Here is a 15,572-nt window from a genome sequence, read left to right on the forward strand (position 1 = left end):
ACGTGTTTCCCGACCTAGTGACGCGATCGCCCGGCCTTTTGTGACACGCGGGCGCCCCGGCGCGCGGCGCAGCGTGCCGCGGCCGGTCACCGACCGTCCGCCCGAACGTTCCCGGGCGTCGACGGAATGCTCAACTCCTTTTATTCATAAGGGAGTTGTCGGTGGCCTGGGTTACGTTGTGGGTCGCGCGGGGGAACCCTCCGCCGCGTTGTGAGGGAAGGGGGCGGGGACACACATGTCCTTGCAACGGAAGTTCCTGGGGGTCTCTGTCGCGGTAGCGGCGGCCGCGGGCTCACTGCTCGCCGCCGGAGCGGCACCCGCTTCGGCAGACGGGACGGCGGTGCTGCCGCTGAGCTCCTACTCCGGCGTCGTCGTCGACGGAGTGCACCACCATCTGCTGATCAGCGACCCGCAGGCCAGCAAGATCGTGGTGACCGACTTCGCCGGCACGGTCGTCGGGCAGATCACCGGCGAGTACGGCGCCGAGGGGCTGGCGCTGTCGTCCGACTCCGGCACGCTGTACGTGGCGCTGCAGAGCGGTGACGCGATCGCCGCGATCGACACCGCGACACTCACCGAGTCCGCCCGCTACGCCACCGGGGCGGGCACCGACCCGGCCCACCTGGCGCTGGTCGGCAACACCTTGTGGTTCGGGTACGGCCAGTCCGGCGGCGGCCGGATCGGCTCGATCGACCTGTCCGCGGCCCAGCCGCGGGTCACCCTGGACCCCACCACGGCGTACGAGTACTACAACGCGCCCCGGCTGGCCGCCTCGCCGTCGGCGCCCGGCGTGCTCGTGGCCGCGGACGACGGCGTCAGCCCGCCGACCGTCACGGTCTACGACGTCTCCTCCGGCACGAAGGTCACCAAGGTCTCCGTCTGGGATCCGGGCACCGCCTCGGGCGGCACCGGCGACATCGCCGACATGGCGATCACCCCGGACGGCAAGGACCTGATCACCGCCAGCGGGGCGCCGTACTTCCAGCAGGTCTTCAAGCTCGCGGACCTGTCGGCGGACGGCACCTACCCGACCGGGCCCTACCCGGACGCGGTGGCCGTCGCCCCGGACGGGACGGTGGCGGCCGGCGTCGACGCGTACTACGACGACGACGTCTACGTCTTCGCCCAGGGGCAGGGAACTCCGGAGCACAGCTACGAGCTGGGGCAGGAACTGCTGCCGGCCGGCCTGGCCTGGGACCCGACCGGCACAGTGCTCTTCGCCCTGACCACGAACGGCTTCGACGGCCCGATCTCCCTCCAGGTGATCGGGGCGCCCGACTCGCCCAGCACGGTCACGATCACCGCGCCCGCCACCGCGCGCAAGGGCAAGGCGCTCACCCTCAAGGGCAAGCTCACCTCGCAGACGGCGATCACGGCCGGCAGCACGGTGACCCTCACCCGGACCGACTCCGCCAACCCCGGCGGGACGGTCGTCACCACCGTCCCGGTCAAGGCGAACGGCGCCTGGAAGGCCGCCGACATCCCGACGGTCAAGGGCACCGCCGTCTACCGGATCGACTACGCCGGCGACGCCGTGCACGGCGCGGCCTCCGCGACCGCGTCGGTCACCATCACCAAGTAACTCCCCGCCGCCCCCGCCCCTCCAGGGCGGGGGCGGCCACCGCCCGTGTCCCGCCACCCGTCGCGCGCGCCGCCGGGTGGCGGGACACAGGTGTCGAAGAACTCCCCATGAACTCGGAGTCTTCGTGGGCGACTCCGAAGCGCCCCCAGCAAACACGGCGTCACCCAGGCGCTTCCGGCCGTCGGGGGGCGCGGCGGTTCTCCCGCCGGACTGCTGGCGCCACCCGCCCCGCCCCATCCCCCGGGTGGCCAGCGGGCAGGGCTGCCCGTCCGCGCCGCGCTCGGCGTTCGCGCGGCCGCACCGCGCTGTCGGGCAGCAGGTACCGGGTGGCGAACGCGGACTCCGCCGCCCCGGCCGGCAGCGGGTGCGCACCGGAGGACCGGCGCCCCGACCGGCGCCCCGACCGGCCTCGGCGCCGCCCTCAGCCGCTGAACCGTGCCCCTCCATGTCCCCTGCCGGGCCCCGGTCAGCGGGTGCCGCGCTTTCCGGAGCCGTTGATCCCGGCCGGCCGCTCGGCCGGCCGCCTTCGTGCGAACGGCTCCCAACGAGCCCATGGCGCGATGGGGTTGGTGGGCCCGGGGAGGGGGAGGGGGCGGCATGATGGGGGCGGCCGGGGGTGGTGGTGCGGGGAGAGGCGGGGTCGGTGGCGGGCGAAGGTGCGGTGCGGGGGGCCGGGGCGGTCCTCGGTGCGGTGGTCGCGGTGCTGGTGGCGGCGGGACCGGTGACGGCCGTGCCGCAGGGCGGGGTGAGTCTGCCGGTGGTGCCCGCGCGGCTGGCCGACGGGGCCGCGTGCACGGGGGCGTCGAAGTCGGTCGCCGCCGCGATGCCGTGGGAGCAGGGGGCGCTGGGACTCGACCTGGTACGGCGGGCGGGGGACGGCGCCGGGGTGCTGGTCGCGGTGGTGGACACCGGGGTGTCGACGGCGGCGCCCGCGCTCAAGGGCCGCGTCACCGCGGTCGGCGGCGCCGGGCACGACTGCGTGGGGCACGGGACGTTCGCGGCCGGCATCGTGGCGGCGGCGCCGACCGCCGGGGTGCGGTTCGCCGGGGTCGTGCCGGGCGCGCGTGTGCTGGCGGTGCGCGGCACCGACGAGCGCGGTGCGGCGACCGCGGCGTCCGTGGCAGCCGGGATCAGGGCCGCCGCGCGGGCCGGCGCGAAGGTGATCGAGGTGTCGCTGGCGCTGGAGGGTTCCTCCGCCGCGCTCGCCTCGGCGGTCGCGGAGGCCGGGCGGCACGACGCGCTCGTGGTCGCCGCCGCGGCGCCGGACCCGACCGCGAGCGGCGCCGGGAGCACGCCCGCCGCCCCTCGCGCCTACTACCCGGCCGCGCTCCCCGCCGTGCTGTCCGTCGTGGACGACGACGCCGCCCTGGCCCGGCCGCGCGGCGCGGTCGTACCGCTGAGCGCGGACCTGGCCGCCCCCGGTGACGGTGTCGTCGGCGTGGGCCCGGCGGGCAAGGGCCATTACCTCGGCTCCGGCGCCTCCTTCGCCGCCGCGTATGTCGCGGGCACCGCCGCGCTCGTCCGCTCCCTGCACCCGGAGCTCAGCGCGGCGCAGACCGCCGCCCGGCTCACCGCCACCGCCTACCCGGACGACATCCCGCGGCTCGACCCCTACGCGGCGGTCAACGCGGTCCGCCCGCGGGCCGCGGGCGCGCCGACCGCCCCCGCCGCCCCCGCCGTGGTCCTGTCCACCGACCCCGGCCCGGCGCGCGCCGCCCACCGCGCCGAACTCCTGGCCGGCCTCGCCCTGGCCCTCGTCCTGGCCACGGCGTGGATCGCCGCCACCTTCCCGCGCGCCCGTGCCCGCACCCGCCTGCGGCGGATGCCACCGGTGGCCTGAGCCGGCCGCCAGTGGTCTGGGCCGGCCGCCGGCCCGGGATCAGCCGCGCTCCGGCGGCTCCTGGAAGGCCGTCTGCATCAGCCGCGCCTTGCGCCGCGCGATGTGCAGCGCCCGGCCGGCCGGCAGGTTCCGCGGCTTGATGTTCCCGAAGACGTATCCCTCGGACGGCGGGCAGGACAGTAGCAGCGCGGGCGTGTTGACCTCGTCGAGGCGCCGCAGGAGCTGGTCGTTCAGGCCCCGGCCCGCGCCCGTCGCGGAGCGGGTGACCACGATGTGCAGGCCGACCTCGTGGCCGAGGGCGAGGTGGTCGAAGAGCGGGCTGAAGGGATGGTCGAAGGCGTTGCCGCCGCCGATCATGTCGTAGTCGTCGACCAGCACGAAGAGCTGCGGCCCCGACCACCAGTCGGCCAGCCGCATCCGGGCGGGGGAGATGTCGGCGCCGGGCACACGGGTCTTGAGGGCGCGGGCGGAGCCGGACACGAGCTCGCGCAGCGCGTCCAGCGAGACGGCGTGGCCGAGGCGGTACTCCGCCGGGACGGCGTCCAGGAGGTCGCGGCGGTAGTCCACCACGAGGATGCGTGCCTCTTCGGGCGCGTACCGGTCGGTGATCGCCCTGGCCATCAGCCGCAGCAGATTGGTCTTGCCGCTCTCGGTGTCGCCGACGGCCATCAGGTGCGGGGTGCGGCTGAAGTCGTGCCACACCGGGGCCAGCCCCTCCTCGTCCAGGCCGAGCGGCAGCCGCAGCCCGTCGGTGAGTTCGGGGGCGGGCAGCTCGGCGGCCGGCAACCGGTGCGGGAGCATGCGCACTTGCGGCGCCACCGGGTGGTGCCAGTGCGCCCGGACCCGCTCGACCAGCGCGGTGACGCCCTCGCTGAGGTCCTCCGCGCCCTGGCGGCCGTCGATGCGGGGCAGGGCGGCGAGGAAGTGCAGCTTGCCGTCGGTGGTCAGGCCGCGGCCGGGACTGCGCGGTACGGAGGCCGCCTTGCGGATGTCGACCACCGAGTCCATGGTGTCGCCGAGCCGCAACTCCAGCTTCGTACCGGCCTGGTCGCGGACCTGCGCCGACAACTCGACCCAGCGGGTGGTGGTGACCACCAGGTGGATGCCGTAGTTCAGTCCCCGGGCGGCCAGTTGGTTGAAGACGGGCACGAAGGTGTCGAAGTCCTGGCGGACGGTGGACCAGCCGTCGATGACGAGGAAGACGTCGCCGTGCGGCTCGTCGGCGAACTCCCCGGCGGCGCGGCGGCGCCGGTAGGAGGCCATCGAGTCGATGTTGTGGTCGAGGAAGAGCTGCTCGCGGTGGGCCATCACCGCGCCGACCTCGGCGACGGTACGGGAGATCCGCTCGCTGTCCATCCGCGCGGCGACCCCGCCGACATGGGGCAGCCCGGCCAGGCCGGACAGGGTGCCGCCGCCGAAGTCCAGGCAGTAGAACTGCACTTCGCGCGGGGTGTGGGTGAGCGCCAGCGCGGAGATCAGGCTGCGGACCACCGTGGACTTGCCGCTCTGCGAGCCGCCCGCGACCGCGACATGGCCGCCGGCCCCCGACAGGTCCACCACCAGCGGGTCGCGGCGCTGCTCGAAGGGCTTGTCGACGATGCCGACCGGGACCCGCAGCCGGCCCGCGCCCGGCCGGTCCGCGGCCCGCAGGCCGAGGTCGCCGGCCGGGGCGATGCCGGGCAGCAGGGTGTCCAGCGCGGGCGGCAGGCCGAGCGGCGGCAGCCACACCTGGTGGGCGGGCGGTCCGGCGTCGCGCAGCCGGTCCAGCGCCACCGACAGCAGGGTCGCCCCGTCGTCCTCCGCCACCGGCTCGGGGACCGCCGACGGGAGCCGCGGCACCACCCAGTCGGTGGTCCAGGGGACGACCTGGCTGGCGACGATCGACGACGCCGCCGCGCGGTGGCGGTAGGTGCCGGAGACGTAGGCGGCGCGGAAGCGGGTGAGGGCTTCGATGCCGCTCTTGAGGAAGCCGCTGCCGGGCTGGGAGGGCAGTTCGTAGGCGTCGGGCACGCCCAGGACGCCCCGGCTTTCCATGGCCGAGAAGGTCCGCAGGCCGACCCGGTAGGACAGGTGGGACTCCAGCTGGTGCATACGCCCCTCGTCCAGGCGCTGCGAGGCCAGCAGCAGATGCACCCCCAGCGAGCGGCCCAGCCGGCCGATCATCACGAACAGGTCCATGAACTCCCGGTGCGCCGCCAGCAGCTCACTGAACTCGTCGACCACCACGAACAGGCTCGGCAGCGGCGCCAGCGCCGCCCCGCCGGCCCTGGCCCGCTCGTACTCCAGCGCCGAGGTGTAGTTCCCCGCCGCCCGCAAAAGCTCCTGCCGCCGGATCAGCTCACCGTGCAGCGCGTCCTGCATCCGCGACACCAGCGCCGCCTCGTCCGCCAGGTTGGTGATCACCGCCGACGTGTGCGGCAGCTCGTCCAGACCCAGGAACGTCGCACCCCCCTTGAAGTCCACCAGCACGAAGTTCAGCGTCTCCGACGAATGCGTCAACGCCAGCCCCAGCACCAGCGTGCGCAGCAGCTCGCTCTTGCCCGAACCCGTCGCACCGATCAGCATCCCGTGCGGACCCATACCCCCCTGCGCCGACTCCTTGATATCCAGCTCCACCGCCCGCCCGTCCGCACCCACCGCGATCGGCACCCGCAACCGGGCCGAGCCTGTCGCGCGCCGCCACAGCGCCGCCGGGTCGTGGCGGTAGAGGTCGGGTATGCCCAGCAGCGTCGTCAACTGCACGTCGGTGGACAGCGGTTCGGCGTCGGTGGTCAGGCTCATCCGGTACGGCGCCAGGGTGCGGGCCAGCGACTCGGCGGCCCGCGGGCCGGTCGCGTCGGGGCGGCCCAGCCGGGTGGACTGCTCCTTGCGGCTGCGGTCGGTGCGCACCAGCCGTACCGCGTCCGCCTCGATGTCCAGTCGCAGCGTGGTGCGGCCGGGGCGCCAGCTCAGCGCCTGCGAGAGGTCGAGGACGACCGTGTTGCGGTAGCCGGGGCCGTCCATCCGGTGGCCGCCGGGCACCGGGGCACCGTCCAGCACGATCACGGTGAACGGCTCGTCGCGGGCCGGCGCCGCCTCCGGGTCGTAGTCCGGCCGGTCGGTGAGATCCGGGCCCATCAGGTCTTCCAGCTCGCCGACCGCGGCGGTCACCATCCGGGCCGGCCCGGCGCCGTCGCTGTCGTGCGGGTGCAGGGTGTGCGGCAGCCACTTCACCCAGTCCCAGTCGGCGCGCCGCCCGTCGGACACGCACAGCGCGATCCACAGCTCCTCCGGCGGGTGGAACAGCGCCAGTTGGCACAGCATGGCCCGTACCGCGCCGCGGATCGCGTCCTCGTCGCCGCGCAGCAGCACCCGTGACCAGGACCGCAGATACACCGCGATCGGCTGGTCGGGGACCGTGCTGTACGCCCGCAGGAAGCGGCGCAGCGCGTGCGCGGACAGCGGCTCCAGGTCCTCGACGGGCTTGGTGGTCACCGGGGTGAGCCGCATCGCCAGCTGCTGGTCGCCGACCGCGACCCGGACCTCGGCGAAGTCGTCGTCCTCCGGCCGGCGTTCCCACAGCCTGGTGGTGCGGACCATGGACCGCAAGGTGGCCGGGTCGGGGTGGCGCCAGGCCAGCGCGAGCTGCTGGTCGATCACCGCGCGCTGCACCTTGCGCCGGGTCTGCGTCAAGTACCGCAGATAGTCCCGGCGTTCGCCGCGCAGCCGCTGCTTGCGGTCGCTGCCCTTGCGGACGAGCTGGCCGACCAGCATGGCCGCCGACGCCATCACCATCATGCCCAGCGCCAGATAGCCAAGCGAGTTGCCGGTGCCGCCGGGCCGGATGATGACCAGCATCATCGACACCGACATCATCGCCATCGGCAGATACGTCCAGACGCCCGAGGAGTCCGGCACGGTCTCCGGCAGCGTCGGCGGTTCCTGGAGGGACATCTCGCCGCCGGGCATCTCGGGACCGGGACGGCGCGCCGGGCGGCGGAACAGGACCACGCTCACAGACGCGTACCTCGGTCTCATGACAGCGGGACAGCGGGAACAGCCGGACGGCGGGAGCAGCCGGACCGCCGGACCGCGGGGGGGACAGCCGGACGGCGGTACGACGGAACGACGGGACGAACAGGAATCGGCGCCCACCGCCGGACTCAACCGGCATACGGGCACCAGCAGTTAACGCACGATCCATCTGCGATCAGTAGTGTGCCACCCGGACCAGGGCCCCTGCCCAAAGGGCGAGTGACGACGGCGGGAAGCGTGAGCGACCACGATGGCTGACAGTTCGGTGGCGGGTCTGTGCCGCCTCACGGTGCGGGCACCCGCGCGGTCGATCGATCTGGCGGCCCCGGCCGACGTGCCGGTCTCCGACCTGCTGCCGACCCTGCTGCGGTACGCGGGGCAGGAGACCGAGGAGAGCGGCCTCGAACACGGCGGCTGGGTGCTGCAGCGCCTCGGCGGCGCGCCGCTGGACGACGAGGGCACCCTCGCCTCGCTGGACCTGCGGGACGGCGAGGTGCTCTATCTGCGGCCGCACCGCGACGCGCTGCCCGAGGTGCGGATGGACGACCTGGTGGACGGCATCGCCAACATCACCAGGGAACGGCTGCACGGCTGGAGCCCGGAGGCCGGCCGCCGGCTGCTGCGCGGCCTGGCGGCGGCCACCGTGATCACCGCGCTGGTGCTGCTGGCCTGGCCAGGCGCCGACCCGGAGCGGCGGGCCGCGGTGGCCGCCGTCGCCGGGCTGCTGCTGCTGGCCGGCGCGGCTTCCGCCAGCCGCGCGGCCGGTGACGCGGGGGCCGCGGCGACACTCGGCGTGCTGACCGTCCCCGCGCTGGCGCTGACCGGCTGGCTGCTGCCCGGCGGTGACCTGGGCGGCCCGCAGGCCAACCATGTGCTGGGCGCCCGGCTGCTGGCGGCCGGCGCGGCCGGCGCCGGGGCCGCGGTGCTCGCGCTGGCGGTGGCCGCGGTCGCCGTACCGATGTTCCTGTCGGCCGCGGTCGTCGCGCTCGCCGCCGCCCTGGCCGGGACGCTGATGGTGGCGGCGGACGTGTCCGCCGACAGCGCCGCCTGCGTGGTGGCCGCCGCGGTGGTGGTGCTGGGCGGCTTCGTACCGATGCTGGCCTTCTGGTTCGCCGGCCTGCGGATGCCGCCGCTGCCCACCGGGCCGCACCAGCTCCAGGAGGGCATCGAGCCGTACGAGGGCCGTGAGATAGAGGTCCGCGCGGAGCTGGCGGGCCACTGGATGACCGCGCTGTACGGGGCGATCGGCGCGATCTGCGCCGGCTGCCTGCTCCCGCTGGCGATCCGGCCCAGCCTGCCCGAACTGCTCACCGCGCTGGCCCTGTCCGCGCTGCTGCTCCTGCACGGCCGGGGCATGGTGCACGTCTGGCAGCGGCTCGCGCTCGTGGTGCCCGGCGCGATCGGGGCGGTGGCGCTGTGCCTGGCGGCCGGCGCGCGCACCGGCGGCGGCGACCGGCAGCTGCTGGTGGCGCTGCTGCTGGCGCTGGCCGCGGCGCTGATCATCGCGTCCTGGACGGTGCCCGGCCGCCGGATGGTCCCCTACTGGGGCCGGGCCGCCGAGATGATCCAGTACCTGCTGGCCGCGGCGCTGCTGCCGCTCACCTTGTGGCTGCTGGGCGCGCTGGCCGCGCTGCGCGCCATCAACGGCTGACGGGAAGGGGCGCACCGCGATGCAGAGCAAGCGGGACCAGGTCCAGGCCCACTCCTTCGTGATGAGCCGGCTGGCCGCCGGCATGCTGCTGGCCGACCCCGACGCACCCGAGACCCCGCTGGGCCGCACCACCCGCGGCGCCTTCGCCGGGGTGATCGTCGCGGTCCTGGTGGCCGCCGGCGCGCTGGTCTACGGGCTGATCGTCCCGGGCGGCAACGACTCCTGGCGGTCGGCCGGCACCCTCGTGGTGAACAAGGACACCGGCGCCCGCTACCTGTACGCCGGCGGCGCGCTGCGGCCGGTGCGCAACTACGCCTCCGCGCTGCTGATCGCCGGCTCCGAGCTGAAGGTGCGGGACCTGCGCGGCACATCGCTGCGCGGCACGCCGATCGGGCCGCCGCTCGGCGTGCCCGGCGCCCCGGAGTCGGTGCCGCCGGCCGGCGACCTGGACCGGGGACCCTGGCAGGTGTGCTCCACCCTGACGGCGTCCGGGGCCGCGGTGACCACGCTGCGGGTGGCGCGGAGCGCGGACGGCGTGCCGGTGGGCGTCCGGCAGGGGCTGCTGGTGCGCGGACCCGACCGGACGACGTACCTGGTCTGGCAGGGCAGCAGGCTGCGGCTGGACGAGAAGAGCGGCGCGGCCATCTCGCTGGGCTACGGCGCGGTGACCCCGCGCCCGGTGTCGGCGGCCTTCCTCGACACGCTGGTGGCCGGCCCCGACCTGGCCGCACCCCGGGTGCCCGGGCTCGGTACGGCCGGTCCGGCGCTGGGTTCCGCGCCCGGCCGGGTGGGCCAGGTCTTCCGCTACAGCGTGTCCGGCTCCGGCGCGCCCACCTACTACCAGCTGCGCCGGGAGGGCCTGGTGCCCGTCACCGCCACCGACGCGACGCTCGCGCTGGGCGACCCGGCGACCCGGGCCGCCTATCGGGACGGTTCGCCGTCGGCCGTCGCCATCGGCGCGGACCAGGTACGGCAGCATCTCGCCCCGGGCGCCGCCGGCCGCGCCCCGGCCAGCACCGGCGCTCCGGCCACCCCGCCGAAAGCGGCCGCGGTCCCCGACGGGCAGGCGGCCTGCGCGCAGGCGCTTCCCGGGCCGGACGGCACCCGGGTGTCCACGGTGCTGCTGCCGCTGGCCGCGCTGGGCCCGGTGGCCGTCAGCGGCGACGTACCCGCCTCGGCGGCCTGCCTGCCGGTGGACGGCGTGGTCGTCACCCCGGGGCGCGGCGCGCTGGTGCGGGCACTGGGCGCCGACGGCGCCCCGGCCGGCGACACCACCTACTTCGTCGCGGACAACGGGGAGAAATACCGGCTGCCGACCCGCGCCGCCGTCGCCGCGCTCGGCTTCTCCGGCGCCGAGGCGACCGCGCTGCCGTCCCCCCTGCTGGCGATGCTGCCCAGCGGCCCCGACCTCAGCCCGCAGAGCGCGGCCGGCGCGGGCGCCGCCACCACCGGACCGGCCTGCGCGGCGCCGGTCAGCGGCCCGTCGGCGGCGAAACGGTGAAGGGGACATTGACCGAAGACGACGCTTCATCGCCAACCGGGTTATAAAAAAGGCGAGTTGATGGTACGGCAACACAGCCGACCTACGCTTTCCCCGACTCTCCCCTTCGCCGAGTTCTCCACGTTCTCAACGTTTCTCCGGGCACCATCCGCGTCCACGCTTCACCCACGAAAGGCGGGAACCATGGCGGGCAACGGCCAGCAGTCCAGTGAGCAGTCCACGCGCAACGGCATCCAGGCACTGGAGATGGCCTTCAACGGCATCCTCAAGTCGCGCCAGGACGTCGACAACACCCGGGCCACCCTCGGCCAGGGCTACCAGGGCAGCGACGGCGGCCAGTTCGGCGCGCTGCTGACGCAGTGGGACAGCCAGGCCAACGTCATCCTGCGCAACCTGGAAGACGTGATCGACAAGCTCAACACCAGCCTGACCGAGCACAACAAGCAGCAGGGCTCGTCCAACGACGCCATCAACCAGGCCTACAACTCGTCCCAGTCGGCCTTCGACCAGCTCTCCGGCTGACCCGGCGCCACCGCCACCGCGACCGCCAGAGCCCCCGTACGCGTACCCGTCCCGAGCAGCACACCCGCCCAGCAGCAGCCGACGAGACCAGGAGCGCACCGTGTCCGACAACCTGAGCGACGGTTACATCTACGTCGACTACAACCACATGAACAACGCCGCCGACGACATGGTCCAGCAGACCAAGGCGATCGCCAACACGCTGTCGTCGCTGGAGTCCGAGCTCAACGAACTGATCAAGACCTGGTACGGCAACGACGCCGACACCTACCGCCAGAAGCAGGCGGCCTGGGACCAGGCGGTCAAGAACATGGAGACCCTGCTGAGCAGCCACGCCGGTCTGCTCACCGACATCTCCGGCCAGTACCAGTACAGCGAGAACCAGCTCTCGCAGATGTGGTCCGAGGTCAACATCGGCCGCTGACCGCCCGCCGGTCACGGACATCCCAGGAGGCAGCGATGGCGGATCTGACCCACCTCGACAAGGCGGCGCTGCAGGCCTTCGTCGACGGCGACCTGCACGACTTCATCACCCAGTTGACGGCGATCCGGCAGGACGACCCCAACGGTGCCTGGGCGCTGCGCAGTCTCGTCGAGGGCGAGACCACCCCGACCACTTTGCAGCAGAACCCGATCCTCGCGATCGGCACGATGGCGGCCGACGACACCACCAAGGGCCAGACGCTGATCGGGAAGATCAAGACCAACGCGACAGCCGTCGACAAGGTGCTGAAGGACCAGGGCACGCTGTTCGCCGACATCGACACCGATCTGCGGACGACCATCACCACCCTGCTCGACACCCAGGGCGGCAGCCTGGACAGCATCGCCGGCGCGAAGCTGCTCGACATCTTCTCCGACGTCGACGGCGACCTGGGCACCTCAGGAGCCAACAACCAGCCGAGCTGACGCGACCGGTCGCCGGCCCACCAGCACACCCGCGGAGACACCTGCATGGCCGCCAACACGTACGACGCAGACGACTACTTCGGCAAAGCGGTCTCGCTGTTCACCGGCTACCCGATGCCCAGCCGCAAGACGCTCTTCGACAAGCTGAAGAGCAAGGAGGGCATCCCGCTGTTCCGGATGGACATCCAGACCGAGGCGGTCCGCGCGGTCACCGCGGACGACTTCTCCGCGCTCAGCGGCTGGATGAAGCACGACGGCGAGGACTACGACCTCGTCTTCTACACCGCGGGCGGAGACGGCCGGCACGACTACGCCAGCCTCACCATGCACCGCGCCCGGATCGTCTTCATCGGGGTGCCCGTGGACGGCAACGGCCGGGCCAGGCTGCTGGGAGGCGGCGAGCTCTCCTCCGGCGGCCCGTTCACCGGCCACTACGGCGACGAGTGGGACTCCGGCCCGATGTCGCAGTACATCAGCGGCTCCAAGGTGGCCATCGACACGCTGCTCTCCTCGGGCACCACCCAGGGCGTCTCCTACAGCGGGGCGAGTGTCGCCGACGCGGACGCCGTCGACCTGAAGTCCTTCGACCGCACCGCGATGGCCTTCGACCGGGCCAAGAAGTTCTTCGCCGACCACGCCAACACCCTCAAGGGCTGGCAGCAGTCGCTCGGCACCGAACAGGCCTCCTGGCGCGGCGAGGCGGCCGGGCTCTTCTGGCACCTGATCGACCAGCTGCACAAGAACTACGACAGCTACGTCACCCAGCTCGGCGGGCTGAACTTCACCTCCACCCACACCAGCAGATTCGGCTACACCCCGACGTCCAAGCTCGGCGACTCGGTGGTGCAGGCGCAGAGCCAGCTCGCCACCCAGGCCGTCAATCTGCAGAGCGGCTGGACCACCTGGGCGGCCAACGGCGAGCAGGACCCGCACCGGGCGCTGCTGGAGGAGCTCGACAAGCTCTCCGCGTGGGTGCTGCAGAACAACATCCCGTACGTGATGGTCACCAGTACCGGCGACGGCGACTCCTACAGCACCACCGCCCAGTTCAAGGAGACCGTCGACGCTCCCGGCTACGGCGGCAGCATCAACGACATCGGCACCACCTGGAAGACCGTCGGGCTGAACGCCGTCACCCAGTGGAACACCTACCTCGACAACGCCCTGAAGCTGGTCTCACAGACCGCGATCTCCGACCTGGGCAACCACTGGGGCACCATCGCCGACGACTTCGACAGCCCGCTGGAGACCAAGAACACCGAGTCGCTGACGCAGTTCCTGCAGAGCGACGAGCTCGACGTCCAGAACGACCAGGCCAACCAGAACCAGAACAACCTCAACGACGCGCTCAACAACCTCAACAACGGCCTGAACGACAATCTGAACAACCTCGGCAACAATCTCAACAACCTGGGCGACAACCTGGGGAACAACCTCAACAGTCTCAACAATCTCGGCAACGACCTGGGCAGCGACCTCGGGAACAGCCTCAACGACCTGCTCGGCGGTCCCGGCGGCGGCGATCCCTCGGACCTCAACCCGGACCTCGGCGCGCTGAGCAACCTGAACAACCTGAGCGATCTCAACGGTCCGGGCGGCGGCCCGAACGACCCGGGCGGGAACCTCGGCGACCTGACCCCGAGCGGCCTCAACCCGAACCTCGGCGACCTCACCGGCCCGCTGAGCAACCCCGGCGGCAGCGTCACGGCGCTCAACCCCGACGGCTCGCTCACCACCACCTACCCCGACGGGTCCACCAGCACCTTCAACCCGGCGACCGGCCAGTTCACCACCACCTCGCCGGGCGGCAAGACCACCACCAAGAACCTCAACCCCGGTGACACGGTGACCAATCCGGACGGCAGCACCACCACGCTCAACGCCGACGGCACCCTCACCACGAAGTTCCCCGACGGCACCGTCACCACGGTGAACCCGGTGACCGGGGCGACCACCACCACCCACCCCGACGGCACCGTGACCAGCTCGCAGCTCAACCCCGGTGCGAGCGATCCCTTCACCGGCCTGAACGACCTCGGCGACCTCGGCAATCTGGGGAACCTGAACAACGGCCTGTCGAACCTCCAGCACCAGCTCACCACGCTGCACGTACCCGACCTGCCGACCGGATTCCCGCACCCGCTCGACACCGTCTCGGCCGGCCCCGGCGCCCTCAACACCCTCGCCACCGAGGGCGGACCGGCCGCCATCACGCCCTTCGACACCTACGACAACCCGCTGAGCACCGACGGCGCGCTCGGCTCGCCCAGCGCCCTGCTGGAAGGCGCCGCCGCCACCGCGGGCCCCGCCAGTGGGGCCACACCGCTCAACCCGATGGGCGGCGGGATGGGCGGCATGGGCGGAGGAGGGACCGGCGGCGGCCAGGGAGGCGGCAGCGGCGAGCGGGTACGCAACGTGCTCACCGACGGCGACGGCACCGCCCGGGCCCGCCGGCGTCCCCGCACCAGTGCGTCCGCCGAGGACGAGGCCGAGATGGTGCTGCCGCGGGGTATCGCCACCACCGGCTCCGGGGGCCGGGGCCGGGGCGACCGCGAGCGGCCGGCCACCGAGAGCGCGGCGCAGCCCGTACGGGCGAGCTGGGTGGCCGAGGAAGAGGATGTCTGGGGCAGCGAGGAGGGCGGCGCCCCGGCCGTGATCGGCTGATGGCCATGGACCGCGAGGCCGTGTCGGCCCGCCTGGCCCAGGCGATGGCCGAGCTGGAGGCCACCGAGGCCGCGGCGGCCGCCGCCGAGGAGGAACTGCGCGCCGCCACCTACACCGTACGGTCGCGCGACCGCTCGGTGGAGGTGACCCTCGGTCCGCAGGGCGAACTGGCCGGCCTGCGCTTCCTCGACGAGCGCCACCGCACCATGAGCGCCGCCCAGTTGGCGTCCGCGGTGCTGGAAGCCGCCGCCGAGGCACGGGAGCGGATGGCCCGGCGGGTGATGCGCGTCCTGGACCCGCTCACCCGGGCCAGCCCGTCGGTGCCGGAGCTCCCCGGCTTCAGCGTGGACTGGACCCGGATCTTCGGCCCCGGGGTGCTGGACGAGGACGGCCCGGACGCCGCCGACGGGGGGCCGCCCGCCCGGCGGCCCGGCGGCCGGCGGCTGCGCGACGAGATCCACGAGGACTGACGCCGACCGGCACCGGCGGCACCACCCAGGCAGGCGCCCACCGACACGCCCCACCGACAGGAGGCTCCCATGACCGACTCGGACGCGTACTTCGCCGAACCCGCCCGGATCGCGGCCGGGGTCCGGCAGATCGACCAGATCAGCACCCTGGCCCAGGAGATGGTCCGCGACTTCGCGGCGGAGGTGAATCTCACCCGCGACTGGCCCGGCACCGACGACAGCTTCGCCCAGCAGACCATCCCGCAGGAGAAGAAGGAGCGCCAGCTGTCCGGTGAGACCGGCCAGGCGCTGTCCGACGCGGTCAGCGAGGTCGCGGCCGGCACGGTGAAGAACCTCGACAACATCCTCGGCACCCAGAACAACGTGCTGGACGCCATCCACAGCCAGTCCTCGAACGGGTCATCCGGAAGGCACTGATC

The 15,572-nt window shown here is 73.3% G+C and carries 11 protein-coding genes; 10 read left to right on the plus strand and 1 reads right to left on the minus strand.

Going from position 1 to position 15,572, the window contains the following annotated elements; all coding sequences use genetic code 11:
* Window positions 1–235: 235 nt before the first annotated feature.
* Window positions 236–1,582 (plus strand): hypothetical protein, encoded by a 1,347-nt coding sequence (locus ACFO3J_RS23275; RefSeq protein ID WP_386432389.1) that lies wholly within the window; start codon window positions 236–238, stop codon window positions 1,580–1,582.
* Between the two features lie 643 nt (window positions 1,583–2,225).
* Window positions 2,226–3,422, plus strand: a complete 1,197-nt coding sequence (locus tag ACFO3J_RS23280) for a S8 family serine peptidase (RefSeq protein ID WP_386432392.1) — start codon at window positions 2,226–2,228, stop codon at window positions 3,420–3,422.
* A 39-nt stretch (window positions 3,423–3,461) separates the two neighbouring features.
* Here ACFO3J_RS23280 and eccCa read toward each other — a convergent pair whose 3' ends face one another.
* A complete protein-coding gene (gene eccCa, locus ACFO3J_RS23285) occupies window positions 3,462–7,370 on the minus strand; it encodes a type VII secretion protein EccCa (protein WP_386433069.1) in 3,909 nt (1,302 codons plus the stop codon).
* A 316-nt stretch (window positions 7,371–7,686) separates the two neighbouring features.
* On the opposite strand from eccCa, the gene eccD reads away from it, so the two are divergent.
* From eccD to ACFO3J_RS23325, 8 genes are all read left to right on the plus strand, one after another.
* Window positions 7,687–9,087 (plus strand): type VII secretion integral membrane protein EccD, encoded by a 1,401-nt coding sequence (gene eccD / locus ACFO3J_RS23290; RefSeq protein WP_386432395.1) that lies wholly within the window; start codon window positions 7,687–7,689, stop codon window positions 9,085–9,087.
* Window positions 9,088–9,106: 19 nt separating this feature from the next.
* Window positions 9,107–10,588 (plus strand): type VII secretion protein EccB, encoded by a 1,482-nt coding sequence (gene eccB / locus ACFO3J_RS23295; protein WP_386432398.1) that lies wholly within the window; start codon window positions 9,107–9,109, stop codon window positions 10,586–10,588.
* 183 nt (window positions 10,589–10,771) lie between these two features.
* Window positions 10,772–11,110, plus strand: a complete 339-nt coding sequence (locus ACFO3J_RS23300) for a hypothetical protein (protein ID WP_386432401.1) — start codon at window positions 10,772–10,774, stop codon at window positions 11,108–11,110.
* 100 nt (window positions 11,111–11,210) lie between these two features.
* Window positions 11,211–11,534, plus strand: coding sequence for a WXG100 family type VII secretion target (locus tag ACFO3J_RS23305; RefSeq protein ID WP_386432404.1), 324 nt, complete (start codon window positions 11,211–11,213; stop codon window positions 11,532–11,534).
* Between the two features lie 35 nt (window positions 11,535–11,569).
* Complete coding sequence (locus tag ACFO3J_RS23310) at window positions 11,570–12,019, plus strand: type VII secretion system-associated protein (RefSeq protein WP_386432407.1); 450 nt, start codon at window positions 11,570–11,572, stop codon at window positions 12,017–12,019.
* A 45-nt stretch (window positions 12,020–12,064) separates the two neighbouring features.
* Complete coding sequence (locus ACFO3J_RS23315; RefSeq protein ID WP_386432410.1) at window positions 12,065–14,683, plus strand: AAWKG family protein; 2,619 nt, start codon at window positions 12,065–12,067, stop codon at window positions 14,681–14,683.
* Window positions 14,684–14,688: 5 nt separating this feature from the next.
* Window positions 14,689–15,153: a YbaB/EbfC family nucleoid-associated protein gene (locus tag ACFO3J_RS23320; protein WP_386432413.1), complete on the plus strand. Its 465-nt coding sequence runs from the start codon at window positions 14,689–14,691 to the stop codon at window positions 15,151–15,153.
* Between the two features lie 69 nt (window positions 15,154–15,222).
* The gene (locus ACFO3J_RS23325; RefSeq protein WP_386432416.1) at window positions 15,223–15,570 is read left to right on the plus strand and encodes a hypothetical protein; all 348 of its coding nucleotides are present in this window, start codon (window positions 15,223–15,225) and stop codon (window positions 15,568–15,570) included.
* Window positions 15,571–15,572 lie beyond the last annotated feature (2 nt).

This window comes from Streptomyces polygonati (genome assembly GCF_042650325.1).
GTDB classification, from domain to species: domain Bacteria; phylum Actinomycetota; class Actinomycetes; order Streptomycetales; family Streptomycetaceae; genus Actinacidiphila; species Actinacidiphila polygonati.